Origin of the sequence: Nocardia sp. CA-120079, from assembly GCF_050955745.1 — a bacterium.
Taxonomy (GTDB): Bacteria; Actinomycetota; Actinomycetes; order Mycobacteriales; family Mycobacteriaceae; genus Nocardia.
This window is the reverse complement of record NZ_CP192088.1, coordinates 9,000,457-9,017,295: the sequence shown is the minus strand read 5'-3', so window position 1 is coordinate 9,017,295 and position 16,839 is coordinate 9,000,457. Positions and strand designations below refer to the sequence as shown.

Annotated in this window: 16 protein-coding genes; 10 read left to right on the top strand and 6 right to left on the bottom strand. The window is 65.6% G+C overall.

Annotated features, from left to right (window positions below; translation table 11 throughout):
• The first annotated feature begins 383 nt into the window (after positions 1–383).
• The 7 genes from ACQPYR_RS40725 (at position 384) to ACQPYR_RS40695 (ending at position 9,256) form a co-directional block, all read left to right on the top strand.
• On the top strand, positions 384–1,301 hold the full coding sequence (locus tag ACQPYR_RS40725) for an aminodeoxychorismate lyase (protein WP_433625051.1): 918 nt from the start codon (positions 384–386) through the stop codon (positions 1,299–1,301).
• A 174-nt stretch (positions 1,302–1,475) separates the two neighbouring features.
• On the top strand, positions 1,476–2,960 hold the full coding sequence (locus ACQPYR_RS40720; RefSeq protein WP_433625049.1) for a cytochrome ubiquinol oxidase subunit I: 1,485 nt from the start codon (positions 1,476–1,478) through the stop codon (positions 2,958–2,960).
• 9 nt (positions 2,961–2,969) lie between these two features.
• Positions 2,970–4,001, top strand: a complete 1,032-nt coding sequence (cydB, locus tag ACQPYR_RS40715; protein WP_433625047.1) for a cytochrome d ubiquinol oxidase subunit II — start codon at positions 2,970–2,972, stop codon at positions 3,999–4,001.
• Positions 4,002–4,003: 2 nt separating this feature from the next.
• Positions 4,004–5,755, top strand: a complete 1,752-nt coding sequence (gene cydD, locus ACQPYR_RS40710) for a thiol reductant ABC exporter subunit CydD (protein WP_433625045.1) — start codon at positions 4,004–4,006, stop codon at positions 5,753–5,755.
• Positions 5,756–5,823: 68 nt separating this feature from the next.
• On the top strand, positions 5,824–7,854 hold the full coding sequence (locus ACQPYR_RS40705) for an ATP-binding cassette domain-containing protein (RefSeq protein WP_433635376.1): 2,031 nt from the start codon (positions 5,824–5,826) through the stop codon (positions 7,852–7,854).
• Positions 7,855–8,145: 291 nt separating this feature from the next.
• Complete coding sequence (locus ACQPYR_RS40700; RefSeq protein ID WP_433625043.1) at positions 8,146–8,583, top strand: hypothetical protein; 438 nt, start codon at positions 8,146–8,148, stop codon at positions 8,581–8,583.
• 85 nt (positions 8,584–8,668) lie between these two features.
• Positions 8,669–9,256 carry a Uma2 family endonuclease gene (locus tag ACQPYR_RS40695; RefSeq protein WP_433625041.1) on the top strand — a complete coding sequence of 196 codons (588 nt, stop codon included), beginning with the start codon at positions 8,669–8,671 and terminating at the stop codon, positions 9,254–9,256.
• On the opposite strand, the gene ACQPYR_RS40690 is transcribed toward ACQPYR_RS40695, so the two are convergent.
• From ACQPYR_RS40690 to ACQPYR_RS40665, 6 genes are all read right to left on the bottom strand, one after another.
• Entirely contained in the window at positions 9,253–9,960 is a 708-nt protein-coding gene (locus ACQPYR_RS40690; protein WP_433625039.1) for an FABP family protein, read from the bottom strand. The two genes, ACQPYR_RS40695 and ACQPYR_RS40690, sit on opposite strands and share 4 nt — an antisense overlap.
• 183 nt (positions 9,961–10,143) lie before the next feature.
• Positions 10,144–10,449, bottom strand: a complete 306-nt coding sequence (locus ACQPYR_RS40685) for a DUF1416 domain-containing protein (protein ID WP_433625037.1) — start codon at positions 10,447–10,449, stop codon at positions 10,144–10,146.
• Between the two features lie 4 nt (positions 10,450–10,453).
• On the bottom strand, positions 10,454–11,287 hold the full coding sequence (locus tag ACQPYR_RS40680) for a sulfurtransferase (protein WP_040686391.1): 834 nt from the start codon (positions 11,285–11,287) through the stop codon (positions 10,454–10,456).
• A gap of 31 nt (positions 11,288–11,318) precedes the next feature.
• Positions 11,319–11,816, bottom strand: coding sequence for a DUF4395 domain-containing protein (locus ACQPYR_RS40675; RefSeq protein ID WP_433625035.1), 498 nt, complete (start codon positions 11,814–11,816; stop codon positions 11,319–11,321).
• Between the two features lie 322 nt (positions 11,817–12,138).
• Positions 12,139–12,579, bottom strand: coding sequence for a thioredoxin family protein (locus ACQPYR_RS40670; protein WP_433625033.1), 441 nt, complete (start codon positions 12,577–12,579; stop codon positions 12,139–12,141).
• Positions 12,576–13,382: an LmeA family phospholipid-binding protein gene (locus ACQPYR_RS40665; protein ID WP_433625031.1), complete on the bottom strand. Its 807-nt coding sequence runs from the start codon at positions 13,380–13,382 to the stop codon at positions 12,576–12,578. Before ACQPYR_RS40665 ends, ACQPYR_RS40670 begins: the two co-directional genes overlap by 4 nt.
• Before the next feature lie 183 nt (positions 13,383–13,565).
• Here ACQPYR_RS40665 and ACQPYR_RS40660 point away from each other — a divergent pair, with 183 nt between their 5' ends.
• The 3 genes from ACQPYR_RS40660 to pstS all read left to right on the top strand — a co-directional run bounded on the left by ACQPYR_RS40660 (position 13,566) and on the right by pstS (position 16,749).
• Positions 13,566–14,333 carry a winged helix-turn-helix transcriptional regulator gene (locus ACQPYR_RS40660; protein ID WP_063044454.1) on the top strand — a complete coding sequence of 256 codons (768 nt, stop codon included), beginning with the start codon at positions 13,566–13,568 and terminating at the stop codon, positions 14,331–14,333.
• A gap of 139 nt (positions 14,334–14,472) precedes the next feature.
• Complete coding sequence (gene mshD / locus ACQPYR_RS40655) at positions 14,473–15,384, top strand: mycothiol synthase (RefSeq protein ID WP_433625029.1); 912 nt, start codon at positions 14,473–14,475, stop codon at positions 15,382–15,384.
• Between the two features lie 249 nt (positions 15,385–15,633).
• Positions 15,634–16,749: a phosphate ABC transporter substrate-binding protein PstS gene (gene pstS / locus ACQPYR_RS40650; protein ID WP_433625027.1), complete on the top strand. Its 1,116-nt coding sequence runs from the start codon at positions 15,634–15,636 to the stop codon at positions 16,747–16,749.
• The last annotated feature ends 90 nt before the right edge of the window (positions 16,750–16,839 follow it).

The window sequence follows — 16,839 nt, the reverse complement described above, 5'->3', positions numbered from 1 at the left end:
GGCCTGTCGACTGCTGCGGAACGTCCGCTCCGCAGCACCACAATGGACGAGTCTTATAAGCGGCCCGTCTCGCGTCCGAGTCGTCGAAGCGCATGCTGCGGGTCTGGGACTCGACCATTGAGCACGGGTGCACCAAGCGCCGAACGCCCCGCCATCACCGACCACGACGGAGCGAGTCTTACGAGCGACGTTCGCGGCCCGTCTCGCGTCCGAGTCGTCGAAGCGCATGCTGCGGGTCTGGGACTCGACCATTGAGCACGGGTGCACCAAGCGCCGAACGCCCCGCCATCACCGACCACGACGGAGCGAGTCTTACGAGCGACGTTCGCGGCGCCGCAAATCAAACACAGGCGCGGTCAACGAACAGCGCCTACGCTCGACCCATGGTGGATCGAGTTCTTGTAACACTCGACGGCGCCGTCCAGGATCCGGACGCGCCGTTGTTGTTTGCCGACGACATCGGCGTACTGCGCGGTGACGGTGTCTTCGAGTCGGTTTTGGTTCGTGCCGGTGACGCGTGCGCGATCGAATTTCATCTAGGCCGACTGCGTCGTTCGGCGCAGGCGCTCGATCTACCCGAACCCGAACTGGGGAAATGGCGAGACGCGGTCGAGACGGCGACGAAGGAATGGGGGACCGACCGCGAGGGTCTGATGCGGCTGGTCCTCACCCGAGGGCGCGATACCGAGCTGTCGGCTCCGTCCAGCGTCACCTCGGGCGATCTCGCGGCCGCGGTGCCGGTGCCGACTTCCTATGTGCTGGTGCTGCCGGTGCCGGAGCGGGTGCAGAAGGCGCGCACCGATGGCGTCGCGGTGGTGTCGCTATCGCGCGGGATCTCGGTCGATCTGGCGCAGGCCGCGCCGTGGCAGCTGCTGGGCGCGAAGACGCTCTCCTATGCCACCAATATGGCGGCGCTGCGGTTCGCGCAGCGGATGGGCGCCGATGACGTGATCTTCACCAGTACCGAGAACCGGGTGCTGGAGGGGCCGCGCTCGTCGGTGGTGATCGTGCGCGACAAGCAGTTGATCACCCCGCCCGCGAAGAACGGCGTACTGCCCGGGGTTACCCAGCGCGCGCTGTTCGCCGAGGCCGCGAAGGCCGGGTGGAAGTGCAGCTACGACTCGTTGTTCACCGCCGACCTGTTGACCTGCGACAGCATTTGGCTGATGTCGAGCATCACGCTCGCTGCGCGGGTGAATTCACTGGACGGATTGCGCATGATGGCGCCGGACAATGCGGCCGAAATCATCGAACTGGTGGATCGAGGAGTGGAGCGGGCCGGGGCCATCGGCGATTGGTGAGTTCGCCGGCCGTGATCTTCGTCCTACTACAGCATGTAGGAGTACTCGGCGAGCTCGGAAAATAGGTCGTTGAGGGTCGGTTGCGCCGGTGGGTCGTGGCGTACGACTCCTTGATGGACCCATTCCCGGGCGTACGCTTACTACGTAATGTCGTAGATCGGCGGGAGGTCGGTTTTGAGCGTCCTGGACTTATCGCGTTGGCAGTTCGGCATCACGACCGTCTATCACTTCATTTTCGTACCGCTGACGATCGGTCTGGCCCCGCTGGTGGCGGGTATGCAGACCGCTTGGGTGATTACCGGCAAAGAGCACTGGTACCGGCTGACCAAATTCTTCGGGAAGCTGTTCCTGATCAATTTCGCACTCGGTGTCGCGACCGGCATCGTGCAGGAATTCCAGTTCGGCATGAACTGGAGCGAATACTCCCGCTTCATCGGTGACGTCTTCGGCGCACCGCTCGCGCTGGAGGCGCTCGTCGCATTCTTCCTCGAATCGACCTTCCTCGGCCTGTGGATCTTCGGTTGGACCCGGCTGCCGAAAATGGTGCATCTGGCGACGATTTGGTTCGTCGCGATCGGGGTGAACGCCTCCGCGTACTTCATCGTCGCGGCCAATTCGTTCATGCAGCATCCGGTCGGCGCCAGATACAACCCGGAGCGCGGGCGCGCCGAACTCACGAGCATCTGGACGGTGCTCACCAACAACACGACGCTGGCGGCATTTCCGCACGTGGTGGCTGGAGCATTCCTGACCTCGGGAACTTTCGTGGTCGGCATCTGCGGCTGGTGGATGGTGCGCAATGCGCGCAGCGGTGACGAGACCAAAGTCGCTGATGCGCGAACGATGTGGCGCTCCGGCGGACGCGGCGGCCTGTGGGTGATCGTCATTGCCGGTGTCGCGCTGTTCTTCACCGGTGATGTGCAGGGCAAGCTGATGTTCGAACAGCAGCCGATGAAAATGGCTTCGGCGGAATCGCTGTGCAATACCGCAACCGATCCGGACTTCTCGGTGCTGACCATCGGCACACACAACAACTGCGACAGCGTGACGCACGTGCTCGAGGTGCCCTATGTGTTGCCGTATTTGGCCAAGGGCAAGTTCAGCGACGTCACCTTGGACGGTGTCTCCGATCTGCAGCACGCGTACAACGAGAAATTCGGGCCCGGCGACTACCGGCCCAACCTGTTCGTCACCTACTGGTCCTTCCGCGCCATGATCGGCCTTTCGGCCGGTGCGATCCTGCTCTGGTTGGTCGGCCTCTGGCTGACCCGCGGTGGCCGGATCACCGATAAGCGCTGGTACTCGTGGCTGTGCCTGATCGCCATCCCGACTCCGTTCCTGGCCAATAGCGCGGGCTGGGTCTTCACCGAAATGGGTAGGCAGCCATGGGTTGTCGCGCCCAACCCGACCGGTGACCAGAGCCTGCGGCTGATGGTTCAGCAGGGCGTCTCCGACCACGTCGCGGGCACGGTCATCACCTCGCTCGTGGTGTTCACCCTGCTATACGGCGCGCTCGCGGTGGTGTGGTTCTACCTGATGCGGCGCTACACGGTCGCGGGACCCGAGCCCGCGAAGATTCCGACCGGCGGACCAGACGATACGGGCGGTCGTCATCAGGCCGAAGAACCTGCCGTCGAACAGCTTTCGTTCGCCTATTAGGAGCCGACGATGAATCTGCAACAGTTCTGGTTTCTGCTGATCGGCGTGTTGTTCACCGGCTACTTCGTGCTGGAGGGCTTCGACTTCGGGGTCGGCATGCTGATGCCGATACTCGGCAAGGGCAGCGATACCCGAAGGCGGGTGGTGCTCAATACGATCGGGCCGGTGTGGGACGGCAACGAGGTGTGGTTGATCACTGCGGCCGGTGCGATGTTCGCCGCCTTTCCGGAGTGGTATGCGAGCCTGTTCTCCGGTTTCTACATCGCATTGCTGCTCGTGCTGATCGCGCTGATCGTGCGGGTCTGCGCCATCGAATATCGCAGCAAGATCGACGATGCGCGGTGGCGGGCCTGGTGCGATGCCGCGATCGGAATCGGGTCCTGGGTACCGGCATTGGCATGGGGTTGGATATTCGCCAACGTCGTACGGGGGGTGCCACTGAACGAGAAGAAGCACATCGCGGGCTCGGCGTGGGATCTGCTCGGGCCGTACGCCTTGCTCGGCGGACTCGCGACCGGATTGCTGTTCGCGCTGCACGGTGCGGTATTCCTGGTACTGAAGACCGGCGGCGAGGTGCGCGACGATGCGGTGCGGACGGTGCGATTGTTGCTGGCACCGACCGCGATCGTGGTCGGTGTGTTCGGGGTGTGGACGCAGTTGGCGTACGGAACCGGATGGACCTGGATTCCGTTGGCGCTGGCGGTAATCGGGCTGCTGCTCGCGGGCGCGGCGAGTTTCGCCGATCGCGACGGGTGGGCGTTCCTCGGCACGGCGGTCACCACCGCGGCGGCCACGGTGCTGCTGTTCGGGTCGCTGTATCCGAATGTGCTGCCGTCCACCATCAGCGACATGTTCAACCTGACCATCGACAATGCCTCCTCGACGCCGTACACGCTGAAGGTGATGAGCTGGGCCGCCGTGGTCGTCACGCCCGTTGTGCTTGGCTACCAGGGTTGGACGTACTGGGTGTTCCGCAAACGGATTACGGTCGAGCAGATTCCCGCGTCGATCGGCCTGCCGTTGGAAGCCGTCAAGGACTGATCATGGCTCGCCCGCCCGTCGACCCTCGGTTGTGGAAGTACGCGCACTCGGCCCGTCGCTATCTGGTGCTGAGTGTGGCGCTGTCCGTGGTGATCACGGGTTCGATCGTGGTCACGGCGGTCGCCCTGGCAAAGGTGCTGGCGGGGGTCGTCACCGATCCCGGTCGGCGCAGCTTCGGGGCGTGGACATTCGAGTTGGTGGTGCTCGTGGCCGCCATCGGCTGTCGGGTGCTCGCCACCTGGGTCCAGTCGCGGATCGCGCATCGGGCCGGGGCCGCGGTGGTCGCGGAACTGGAAACCGCGGTGCTTACCGCCGGTGCTCAGCTGCCGCCGCGCGAACTCGAAACTCGGCGAACCGAATTGGCGGTTGTCGTGAGTACCGGGCTGACCGGGCTGCGGGCGTATCTCACCGGGTATCTGCCTGCGCTGCTCCTTGCTTGCCTGGTGCCGCCGATTGTCTTGGTGGTCATCGGGTTTCACGATCCGGTCTCCGGCCTCATCGCCGTGGTCACGCTGCCGTTGATTCCGGTGTTCATGGTGCTCATCGGTCTGCTCACGCAGGGCCGAGCGGAGGCCACCCTCGTCGCGACCACACGGCTGTCGGATCAACTGCTCGATCTCTTCGCCGGGATGCCGACATTGCGGGCGTTGGGGCGGGAGGGCAGCACGGGACGGACGGGTTCGATGGAACACCGGGTGCGTGCGCTCGGGGATGCGTTGCGGCAGCGCACCATGCGTGCGCTTCGGATCGCGTTCCTGTCGTCGATGGTGCTCGAGATGCTTGCCACGCTGAGCGTCGCGTTGATCGCGGTGTCCATCGGTCTGCGGCTCGTATACGGGGAGATGAGTCTCTATGCGGGGCTGGTGGCGTTGATTCTCGCGCCGGAGGTGTATCTGCCGCTGCGGATGGTGGGGGAGCGGTTCCATGCGGCGCAGGACGGAATGGCCGCCGCGGACAAGGCCTTTGCTGTTCTCGAGCCGTCTGCGCAGGTTCAGGCCGAATCGGGTGCCGATGGTCGAGCGGATGGTGGGGACGCAGGCGATGAAGTCGGCAGAGATGGCTCGGGCCTCATCGCGATATGCGATCTCTCGGTACGCGCCAGGGACGGGTTTGCGCCCGCCGGGCTGACAGCGGTGTTGCGGCCGGGGTTGGTGACAGTGTTCACCGGTCCCAACGGGAGTGGGAAATCGACTGCGCTGCAAGCAATCCTGGGTTTGATCACACCGGAGTCCGGCTCGGTGAAGGTCGACGGCACCGACGTACGCGCGCTGGATCAGGAGACTTGGTGGTCACGCCTCGCCTGGTTGCCGCAACGTCCGGTCCTGGTCCCGGGAACACTGCGCGAGAATCTCGAATTACTCGGTGCGCGCACACCCGACACCACGGCCAAGGGGGCGGCACGCGTGCTCGACGAACTCGAAGCCGCCTGCATCGCAACGGGATTCGACGCAGTACTCGACGAACTCCCCGACGGATGGAACACGATCGTCGGCGCGGGCGGCATCGGACTGTCCCTCGGTCAGCGCCAACGCTTGGCCCTGACCAGAGTGCTCGCCGCCGACCGCCCCATTCTCCTTCTCGACGAACCAACCGCCCACCTGGACCCCGCCGCCGAAGCCACCGTCCTCACTGCCCTACAGCAGCGAGCCCGCACCGGCGCAACCGTAATCGTCATAGCCCACCGTCCGACCGTCCTCGCCGCCGCCGATCACATAATCCCTATCCACTGCACCGCACAGGCAGTCGTCTCATGAACCGCGCGGGAGACACTTCGGTGCCGAGGACAACGGCGCGTCGCGGAGTAGTAGCGGATCTGCGGCGCATGTGGGGGCTGCTCGAGTTGTCGCCGTGGCGGGTTGCCGTCGCGATCGGGTGGGGTGTGCTGGCACTGGGCAGCGGGCTCGGGCTGGCGGCACTGGCGGCGTGGTTGATCGCGCGTGCCTGGGAGATGCCTCCGGTGCTCGATCTGAGCGTTGCCGTTGTCGCGGTACGGGCGCTCGGTATATCCCGTGGGCTGTGCCGATACCTGGAACGTCTTGCGACCCACGATGTCGCGCTGCGTGCGATGACGACCGCTCGGACAACCGTCTACCGGACCCTGGCTCGATCCGACGTCTGGATGCGGCGGGATATGCGCGGTGGCACTTCAGGCGGGTCGGGCGGCGGTGCCGGTTCGCGTGCCGAGAAGCTCGACGGGGCGGTTGGCCGGCCCGGCCACGATGGCGCGGCCGGCTTCAGTCGTAGGCTCGACCGGGATGTCTCGATCGCCGCAACGGATTCGGCAGGCGCGGAGGGTGCCGCGTCGCTGCGGCGCGGGGATCTCCTGGTTCGAATCGGCAGCGATATCGACGATCTCGGTGCCGTCGTCGTCCGTGTGTTCGTGCCGATCGCGGTCGCGATTGTGCTGGCGCTGGCCGCGATCGGACTCATGGCCACCATTTCGGTTGGGGCGGCGGTCATTCTGGCGGTATCGCTCGGAATTGCCGGAATCGTCGCACCGTGGCTTTCGGGGTGGGCCGCTCGCGAGGCCGAACGCGCGGTGCGCGCCGACCGTGCCGAATTCACCGCGCAGGCGCTCACGGTCCTCGACCACGCGGCCGAACTCCGGGTCGCGGGCAAGCTGGATGCCGCGCTGGCGGCCGCCGACCGCGCCGGACAACGTGCGGTCGCCGCCGAGGACTCCGCGGCCGCACGCAGCGCATGGGCCGCCGCGGCGACGCCACTCTCGATCGGCGCCAGCGTCCTCGGCGCCCTCCTGATCGGCATCGCGATCTATGGCACCAACCCGCCCGCCATGACCCCCATGGCCCTCACCATCCTGGTCCTGCTCCCCCTTTCGGCCTTCGAAGCAGTCGCTCCACTCCCCGCCGCCGCGCAGGCCCTCACCACCGCCCGCGCGGCCCTGCACCGCCTCCCTCTGGCAGAGACCACCGCGCAGCAATCCGCCCGCCCATTCACCGAACACCGCAGTGGGTCGATACGAGACCATTTGCCGGACAATGCGACCGGCCGAGCCGAAGACAGCTGGCACGGCGTTGCGCCGTCAGACGGCGTCCTCTGCACATCGGACCGCCCGCATACCGATACGGATACTCGCAACGGGCGAGACATGTTGCCGGGCAGTGCGACCGGCCGCAATCGGTCCGGCGTCGCTGCCTCGTCGCCGGCAGGCGTACCGCGCGTATCCGATCGCCTCGATGCTGATGCGGACCTCCGCGACGCACGAAATCGATTGCCGGGCAACCTCCCCGAGCGTCCGGCGGGAAAGCGGATCGCCGTCGTCGGGCCGAGCGGCGCGGGCAAGACCACATTGCTCATGGCGTGGGCGGGGCTGTTCGGTACGCCCGTGCCCGGCGTGACGTTCTTTGCCGAGGATGCGCACATCTTCGGCACCTCGGTACTCGAGAACCTGCGGGTCGCGCGGGGGGATCTCACGGCTGAAGTGGCCGAGGACGCTTTGTGCGCGGTCGGTCTCGGGGATTGGCTGGAATCGTTGCCGGATGGTGTGCACACGGATCTGGTCGCAGGTGCGGCCGCGGTTTCGGGCGGGCAGCGGCGGCGGATTCTGCTCGCCCGAGCGCTCATTTCGCCCGCGCGGGTGCTGCTGCTCGACGAGCCGACCGAACATCTCGAAGCCGAGGCGGGCGCGCGACTGTTGCGCGAGCTACTCGATATCGGCAGCGGCCTGGTCGAGCCCGACCGAACTGTGGTCGTCGTCACACATCAGCTGCCAGCTGATCACCGCGCCGAGGCGGTGCTGCAATTCGACGGATCAGGCCAGGTCACGACCACTGGAGGAGTCGAGGAGCGCACCGGTTCAGCGCCCCGCGAAATTCCGTTGCCGACGCACTGACCGCTGACTACATTCGTTTGTACACAAGGAAGGAGGTGGTTCGAAGAATGTATGTTCATAGGACTCGTGAGGTGGCTGTCCGCTAGCGCCACCGCTGCAACGGATTTCCGTTCGCGCGAGCGCTGAGCGAATTCCAGGCAGCCACCCGGCCCCCGAGCTACCGGTCTAGTCCGACCGGGACCCATGCAGGCTTCACCGCCTGCGGGGTATGGCTCGGGGGCCGTTCCTTTTTCGGCACAATTCTCTCGGACGGTAGAGTCCGGCGACCGGGTTCGACACGAGGGGTAGCCGATGCCATCGGAGGGTCTCGCGGCAGTGGTTGGGCGCCGCATCAGGGCGGTTCGCCGCATGTTCTACGTACAGGGCAGTGATGTCGACCGCACCGAAGGCCCCATCGAATTGACCTTCGACGACGGTTCGGTACTGCTGCTGGACGCCGGAACCGACGGCGAGGAACTCCTCGTCGCATCGAAACCGTGGCGCGACCCGTTCGCCGGTCTCACCGAACCCGAATACATCGACTACGTCGCCGAATCCGGCAAATACACCGCCTTCGACGTCGGCTCCGAACCCCCGTACTCACACCTCATCGGCTCCCACATCGCCGCCGTCTCCGAATCCCGCCTGCACGACGACCGCCTCCGCGCCGCCGTCCTCGAGGTCAACGGCTCGAAACTCGCCGTCGAAACCCTCGCCGACGAACTCCTCGTCACCTGGCACGCAACCTGATTCGCCTGCACGCTCATTGGTGTAGCCGTTCGCTCGGGGAACTTAATCCGGTTAAGTTCCCTTCGACAGGCGTTACGCTTGGGCAATGACCGTTGAGCCGTTTCCCGACTGGTTGATTCCACCTGCGGGTGGGTTCACAGTCGAGGACTTCCTGGAGCTGCGCGGCCTTCCGAAGCATACCGAGTTGATCGATGGCGGTCTGGTCTTCGTGAGTCCGCGGGAAATGTGGCACAGCCGGGCCGTGTCGGTTCTCTGGCGGGACCTCGATCAACAAACTCCGCCGGATCTCTATGCTGACCGTGAAATGGCCGTCAAACTCGGACCGCGTCAGATGCCGGAACCAGATGTCCTGGTGGTCAGCAAAGCGGCGACTCGTCGAGCAGGCGGCCCATCCACCTACTACTTCGCTGAGGACGTTGTTCTTGCGGTCGAGGCAGTGTCTCCGGATTCCGAAGAACGCGACCGGGAGACGAAGCCAGCCAAGTATGCGAAGGCAGGAATCTCGAACTACTGGAGGGTCGAGCGTCGTGACGATGAAGCCGTCGTCTACGTCTACGAACTCGACCCCGCCACAGCAACTTACGGCCTGGTCGGTATCTTCCACGACCGCCTGAAGATCAACGTGCCGTTTCCGATCGACATCGACCTGACATCGATCTGGCCGCGCGACTAACCGATGTAGCGCTGTAAACGTGCTGACAGGCGTGGCTCCAGGGGACCGTCGGCGACTACCCGCTCCTCGACGTAGGCGAGGTCACCACCTTCGACGATGCCGTACAGGCGTTTGGCTCCGCCGACGACGATGCCGGATTGGCTGCGGATGACGACATCGGTGGCCAATTCCCAGGAGGACTGGGTCAGTGCGGTGCCGTAGAAGAGTTCGACAATGCCGGTGCTGTGGGTCAACAGCAGTTCGATGACCTCGTCATCACCGTCGATGCCGACCCGCCAGAAGCCGCTCTCGCGCAGGTCCGGTCCGCCGAAGGAGCCGTCGGATTCGATGACCCAGGAACGCGAGTCCCAGGCCAGGTAATCGCCACCGTCGTGGGAGACGATGATCTGCTGGCCGAAGCGGTAGTCGCCGCGAGCGGGATCGTTGCCCTCGCCCTCACCGCGCCACACGCCGACCATCGGCAGCAGGGCGAGCATCGACGAACTCAGATCCGGACCGAGCCGCAGATTCGCGGTGTCCTCGGGCAGCGGCAGATCCGGTAGCACTGGAATATTGCGCGCACCAGTCCATTTCGCCCGTTCGGCAGCCTCGGCCACGGCCTCGTCGCCACTGCGGCGCGGCGCCGACTCGGCCGGGCCGTTGCCGTTCAGTTGTTCACTCGCTCGCTCGGCCGGGTTGGAACCTTCGCTCGCGAGTTCACTCATGATTCGGTGAACAACCGGTAGAAGACGTACAGGCCGAACCAGCCGATCAGAACGGCCACGGCCACCAGCAGAATCTCGAAGAAGAGGACCACAACTGGAGTCTAACGAGTTGCGTCCCGCCCAGCACAACGGCCCCGTTGCTTCCCAGCTACCGGGAAACGACGGGGCCGTCGGTGGCATTACTTACTTGGCGACTGCCACATCCACGGGGTGGATGCCCGCGCCTTCCGGACGAACCTCGGCCGAGCCGTTGCCCGAGGAGGACAACGCCCGCACGGTCCACGCGCCCGGCGCCGCGAAGAAGCGGAAATCACCGGTGCCCGAGGCCACGACCTCGGCGGTGAAGTCACCGTTGCCGTCGAGCAGACGCACGAACGCGCCGCCGACGGGCTGGCCGTCGTTGCTCAGAACACGGCCGGTGATGACCGTTTCCTTCTCGACATCGACTCCGGCCGGAATGGCCTGTCCCTGGGTAGGTGCTGCGCACATGTGATTACTCTCCCAACTCGATCGGTGCACCGACGAGCGAGCCGTATTCGGTCCAGCTGCCGTCGTAGTTCTTGACATTCTGGTGACCCAGCAGCTCCTGCAGCACGAACCAGGTGTGCGAGGAGCGCTCACCGATGCGGCAGTAGGCGATGGTGTCCTTGGATCCGTCCAGTCCGGCCTCGCCGTAGATCTCGGTCAGCTCGGCGTCGGACTTGAAGGTGCCGTCCTCGTTCGCGGCCTTGCTCCACGGCACGTTGATGGCGCCCGGGATATGGCCGGGACGCTGGCTCTGCTCCTGCGGCAGGTGTGCCGGCGCCAGGATCTTGCCGGAGAACTCGTCAGGGGAGCGCACGTCGACCAGGTTCTTGGCGCCGATGGCGGCGATGACCTCGTCGCGGAACGCGCGGATGGTCAGGTCGGGGGCAGCGGCCTTGTACTGGGTGGCCGGGCGGTTCACGGCGTCGCGGGACAGCGGACGACCGTCGAGCTCCCACTTCTTGCGGCCGCCGTCGAGCAGCTTGACGTTGTTGTGGCCGTACAGCTTGAAGTACCAGTAGGCGTATGCGGCGAACCAGTTGTTGTTGCCGCCGTAGAGCACGACCTCGTCGTCGTTGCCGATGCCGCGCGCCGAGAGCAGATCGGAGAACTGCTCCTGGTTCACGAAGTCGCGACGAACCTGATCCTGCAGGTCCTTCTTCCAGTCGAGCCGAACGGCACCCTCGATGTGGCCGCCGTCGTAGGCGGAGGTGTCCTCATCGACCTCGACGAAGACGACGCCGGGGGCGTTGAGGTTCTCTTCGGCCCAGTCAACGGAGACCAGGACATCGGAGCGAGCCATGTTGTTCCTTTCGGGGTGGTGACTTGCAGTGTCAGTTCGCCGGGGACGGGTTCCGGCGGAGTCGGGCGACCAGCGGATAGATCTGGCAACCCAGGCAGATCCCGAACGCCGCATTCAAGAACGCCGCGAACAGGGCGAAGCCGGCGAACACCGCGCCGACGACGGTAGAGCCGACCAGGAAACCCAGCAGGCTGACGGCGCTGAAGACCAGGCCGAGTAATTGGGCGAACCGCAGCGGTGCCACCGGTTCGGTTTCGCGGGTCGGACCCACGCGCGGTGCTACGAACGCGGCGAAGATCCGGCCGTATGGGTGCCGACGGGGCCCGTAGGCCGCGCCGATCGCGAAGACCACCGCCTGTGCGGCGATGAGCACCGCGGCGACCGGCGTCGAAACGGCTGCTGCGAGCAGGATCAGAACGAGGACGCCGGTGGTGACCCACGCGGCGAAGCGTGGCCCGCGCACATCGACTCGAGCCGGATTTGCGGGAATTCCGTTCTCAACGGCTGTGTTTCGGGAATTTGTGGACATTGTGCGTACTCCTGCGCTGAATTTCGCTGTTGGCGGGAAAAATGCCAGTTCGCCGGGGGATCAAAAGATCACTCGCACGACGGACGCAGGTCGGCATCAGGAATTCTGACGGAGCCGACCGCTCAGCCACACAGGCAGCAACAACCACCGAGGCGACACAGATCAACTGTGCGGCGTCGGGTGAGCATCAGCTCGTGGTTGGCTTGCACGCAGAGGAGTTTACCTGGTTCTGCCGGAGAATTGGACCCGGGGTTCGTCACAGTTGCTATCAACCCTTGTCACACCCGGTTTTTCCACCCTCGGGGGCGATTCACCGGAAGAGTTATCCCACGGTCAGTGGTTCGAGTGCGGTACGCAGGTCCGCGGACTTGGGGACCCCGGAGATCCGGAATCGTTCCCGCCCTTCGATATCGAAGACGAAGGTGGTCGGCAGCGAGAGCACGTTCAGTTCTTTGGCCAGCGCGGGCTCGGCATCGATATCGACCTCGATATCCAGCGGCGGGCGCGGCGATCCGGACAATTCCTCGGTCACCCCGGCGACCACGCGACGAACCGCGTCACACGGTCCGCACCAGTCGGCGGAGAAGTGCAGTACCGCCGGGCCCGAGTTGTCGGCGCCGACCGATGCCAGCAGACCGGTGCGCGCCGATTCGTCCTGTGCCTCGGTCTCGCTCGCGCGCAGCTTGCCGTTGCGGCGCTGCAGCACCACTCCGACCGCCGCCGCAGCAAGCACCACCACCAGCAGAATTGTGATTTCAATCATGGTCGCCGCAATCTGTCCAGGTCGATGGTCACGTTCTCGGCCTTGGCCTCGATGACGATCTGGCCGCCCTGTGCGGAGACCTTCGTCGGCCGTAGCCCGAACGGCAGTTCGTTCGTATCGATTATCCGGGTGAACTGCTCGAGCACCTTGGGGCGCTCGGTATCGGTGACGACCGCGGTCGTCGTGGCATCGCCCGTACCGCGGTAGATGCTGGTCGCGATGATCTTCACCTGATCGCCGTCGACCACGAGGTCTGCGGTCACGCTCACATTGTCACCGCCGAGCTGTGCACCCGGCTTGCTCGGCGTCTTGCCCGGCATGGTGCCGGTGAGCAGGAGCTGTCCGCCGGTGGTCATACCGGACCCGCCCGATCCGCCGGTTCCGTCGGATTTGTTCCCCGGCGCCGAATGTACTTGCAGGTCCGGGATTTTGAACAGCCTGCCGAGTTCGGTCGGCTCGAGCCGCATCTGCCCCTCGACCCGATCCACCGGCACCGCGCGCACGTTCCCGTCGGTGAGGTCGCCGAGGGAGAGGTGGGCTCCGGTCAGCGTCGCGCCGACCGAGATTTCGCCGGGGATATCGGGTCGCATGACCCGCGCGCGGATGTCGACGGTCTGGTATCGGCCGTCGAGGGCCTGGGTGAGAAAGGGGAACCCGTAGATGACCACGTCGGGGTCCGCGGTGAGGTCGGCGCCGACACGCAGGGCACGCGACACGCGGTACTCGGAGTAGGCGGCGGCGCCGAAATCGATGACTACCGCCAATGCCGCGAGGCACAGCAGCCCGATGATCAGCTTGCGCATGCGGGCAACACTACTTGGCGGTGCGTTTCGGGTATCGCACGTCTGCTCCGAGGTGCCACACTAACCCCGGATGGCGAGGTCATCGGCGTTCACGCGCTAATCTTGCACCGATTACCTGTGATCGAGCGACGTGGCCCCGGCGGTGTGGCTGATGTCCGGAGCTAGTAGATGGGAGGAGGGCTTGTGGAGCTGCTCCTGCTGACCTCCGACCCCAACCCGGAGTCGGTTCTGCCCGCGTTGTCACTGCTGGCGCACAATGTGCGCCCGGCGCCGACCGAGGTGGCGTCCCTGCTCGAGGCGGGGACCGCGGATGTCGCGCTGGTCGATGCGCGCACCGACCTGGCCGCGGCCCGTGGCCTGTGCCGACTGCTCGGCAGCACCGGTTCGTCGGTGCCGGTGGTCGCCGTGCTGACCGAGGGCGGGCTGGTCGCCGTCAATGCCGACTGGGGCTTGGACGACATTCTGCTGCCCGGCACCGGACCGGCCGAGCTCGACGCCCGGTTGCGCCTACTGGTCGGCCGCAACGGCGGTGTCGCGAGCCCGGAGAACACCGGCAAGATCACCCTCGGCGAACTGGTGATCGATGAGGGCACCTATACCGCCCGGCTGCGCGGTCGCCCGCTGGATCTCACCTATAAGGAATTCGAACTCCTCAAATACCTCGCGCAGCACGCGGGCCGGGTCTTCACGCGGGCCCAGCTGCTGCAGGAGGTCTGGGGCTACGACTTCTTCGGTGGCACCCGCACGGTCGATGTGCACGTGCGACGCCTGCGCGCCAAGCTCGGCAGCGAATACGAATCGTTGATCGGCACCGTCCGCAATGTCGGCTACAAGGCCGTCCGCCCCGCGCGCAACAGCACCAAGGGCGACCACGTCACCTTCCCCGACGACGAATCCGCCGAAGGCACCGACGATTCCCCACCCGTCACCGTCAACGGATCCGTCCCGTAGCCGCTCGAGACCAGGTGAAATCTATGGCGGCATTCGTCGAGAAGTCGCTGCCACCAGTTCCACCTGATCTCGAGCGGATGGAATGGCGCGGGGTATTCGCGCGTTCGTCGCGATGACGGGATCGACGAGGGAGAAGCTCATGGGTGAGATGACGCTGCGGTGGGGCACGGAGCTCGGTGCCGACAGGGCGCGGGCGGTGCGTGAACTGCTGGAGCGGGCGAGTGCCGAAGATGGCGTCGCGCCGGTCTCCGAACAAGCCGTCCTCTCGCTCCTCGCGACCGATTCCGGGGCCGAACATCTGGTGGCGCTGCGCGATGGCGTCGTCGCCGGTTACGCGAATCTCGTTGCCGCACATGGCGAACACCCCGCAATGGCCGAGGTCGCCGTCGATCCGGCTGCGCGCGGCCATGGCATCGGTGCGGAATTGGTCTCGGCCGCGCTGACAAAGGGTGGATCGGGTGCTCGGGTCTGGGCGCACGGAAATCGCCCCGCCGCCCGGGCGCTCGCGGCCCGGCTCGGACTGCGCGTCGCACGGGAGTTGTGGCAGATGCGGCGGTCGCTGGCAACGCCGGAGCTACCGGAGTTGGGCGTTCCGGAAGGTACCGCGCTGCGGACCTACGAAGGCGCCGGCGACGATGCCGAACTGTTGCGTGTCAATAACGCCGCCTTCGCCTGGCATCCGGAACAGGGCGGCTGGACCGAGCAGGATATCGCCGTCCGCCGCGAAGAGTCCTGGTTCGACCCGAAGGGGCTGTTCATCGCGGTGGATCCGGCCGATCCGGACCGCATCCTCGGGTTCCACTGGACCAAGGTGCATTACGAGGAGAACCCACCGGTCGGCGAGGTCTATGTGGTCGGCATCGACCCGGCTGCACAGGGCAGGGGACTCGGCCGCCTGCTCACCCTCGCGGGCCTGCGCTACCTGCGTGAACGCGATCTGCCGGAGGTTCTGCTCTATACCGAGGCCGACAACACCGCGGCCGTGCACACCTACACGCGGCTCGGCTTCGCCGCGTCACATATCGATGTCGCGTATTCGGCCGCTGACTGAATAACAGGCGGCTCGCTGGGGTTGCTCGAGTAACACCGGGGCAAATGTCACACATAACGGGACCATTAGCGCCGGGCTGTTCACCCTCCGTTCACTCAGCCTGGTCCAAATGTCAACCGAGCGACCTTACGTTACATAGGGGCGGCACCGTTGCCGCCTGGTGCGCAAGTTCCCCGCGAACGGCACCACGAAACCCGCCCGGGCCGGTGAGGGACCGGGCGTGTCGAACGCGATTCCCCGGAGGAATAAGTGAACTTCAAGCGCAGCAGCGCCCTGATCGGTGTGCTGGCCGCCGTCGCCATGCCCCTGGCCGCCTGTGGCAGCGACGACAACAGCACCTCGTCCAGCGGCGATTCCACCGCCAAGGTCGATGTCGCCTGTGGCGGTAAGAAGGCCCTCAAGGCCAGCGGTTCCTCGGCGCAGAAGAACGCGATGGACCGCTTCGTCGCCGCCTACGAGGCCAACTGCAGCGGCTCCACGCTGAACTACACCTCCAGCGGTTCCGGCGCCGGCGTGAACGAATTCCTCGGCGGCCAGACCGATTTCGCCGGTTCCGACTCGCCGCTGAGCGACAAGAAGGGTGAGCCGGCCAAGGCACAGGAGCGCTGCGGCGCCCCGGCGTGGAACCTGCCGACCGTCTTCGGCCCGATTGCCGTCACCTACAACATCGACGGTGTGAGCGATCTGGTGCTCGACGGCCCGACCGCCGCCAAGGTGTTCAACGGCACCGTCGCGACCTGGGACGCCCCGGAGATCAAGGCGCTGAACCCGACCGCCAAGCTGCCCTCGGACAAGATCTCGGTGATCTTCCGCAGCGATGAGTCGGGCACCACCGACAACTTCCAGCTCTACCTGGACGCCGCCTCCGACGGCGCGTGGGGCAAGGGCGCGGGCAAGACCTTCAACGGCGGTGTCGGTGAGGGTGCCAAGGGCAACGAGGGCACCTCGGCCGCCATCAAGAGCACCAAGAACTCGATCACCTACAACGAGTGGTCCTTCGCCAAGGCGCAGAACCTGTCCATCGCACAGGTCGTCACCTCGGCCTCCAAGGATCCGGTCAAGCTGACCCCGGAGTCCGCGGCCAAGGCCGTCGACAGCGTGAAGATCAAGGGCGAGGGCAACGACTTGGTGCTCGACACCTCGTCGTTCTACAAGCCGACCGCGGCCGGTGCGTACCCGATCATCCTGCCGACCTACGAGATCGTCTGCTCGAAGTACGCCGACGCCGATACGTCCAAGGCGGTCAAGGCATTCCTGACCTCGGCTGTCAACAACGGCCAGAAGGGTCTGGACACCGCGGGCTACGTCGCGATCCCGGACAAGTTCAAGACCAAGCTGACCACCGCGATCAACGCCGTCAACTGATAGCCGCCACGCCATGACCGTGCACCCTGAGGTGTCCGCCGCGGACCAGTCGGACTCGACTGGTCCGCTGGCGGCTGGAGATACTGCCCC

Bases quoted from the DNA above. Each gene is read 5' to 3' on its own strand.
- ACQPYR_RS40725 (WP_433625051.1), top strand. From the start codon at position 384: ATGGTGGATCGAGTTCTTGTAACACTCGACGGCGCCGTCCAGGATCCG.
- cydB (WP_433625047.1), top strand. From the start codon at position 2,970: ATGAATCTGCAACAGTTCTGGTTTCTGCTGATCGGCGTGTTGTTCACC.
- cydD (WP_433625045.1), top strand. From the start codon at position 4,004: ATGGCTCGCCCGCCCGTCGACCCTCGGTTGTGGAAGTACGCGCACTCG.
- ACQPYR_RS40705 (WP_433635376.1), top strand. From the start codon at position 5,824: ATGTGGGGGCTGCTCGAGTTGTCGCCGTGGCGGGTTGCCGTCGCGATC.
- ACQPYR_RS40700 (WP_433625043.1), top strand. From the start codon at position 8,146: ATGCCATCGGAGGGTCTCGCGGCAGTGGTTGGGCGCCGCATCAGGGCG.
- ACQPYR_RS40695 (WP_433625041.1), top strand. From the start codon at position 8,669: ATGACCGTTGAGCCGTTTCCCGACTGGTTGATTCCACCTGCGGGTGGG.
- ACQPYR_RS40690 (WP_433625039.1), bottom strand. From the start codon at position 9,960: ATGAGTGAACTCGCGAGCGAAGGTTCCAACCCGGCCGAGCGAGCGAGT.
- ACQPYR_RS40685 (WP_433625037.1), bottom strand. From the start codon at position 10,449: ATGTGCGCAGCACCTACCCAGGGACAGGCCATTCCGGCCGGAGTCGAT.
- ACQPYR_RS40680 (WP_040686391.1), bottom strand. From the start codon at position 11,287: ATGGCTCGCTCCGATGTCCTGGTCTCCGTTGACTGGGCCGAAGAGAAC.
- ACQPYR_RS40675 (WP_433625035.1), bottom strand. From the start codon at position 11,816: ATGTCCACAAATTCCCGAAACACAGCCGTTGAGAACGGAATTCCCGCA.
- ACQPYR_RS40670 (WP_433625033.1), bottom strand. From the start codon at position 12,579: ATGATTGAAATCACAATTCTGCTGGTGGTGGTGCTTGCTGCGGCGGCG.
- ACQPYR_RS40665 (WP_433625031.1), bottom strand. From the start codon at position 13,382: ATGCGCAAGCTGATCATCGGGCTGCTGTGCCTCGCGGCATTGGCGGTA.
- mshD (WP_433625029.1), top strand. From the start codon at position 14,473: ATGGGTGAGATGACGCTGCGGTGGGGCACGGAGCTCGGTGCCGACAGG.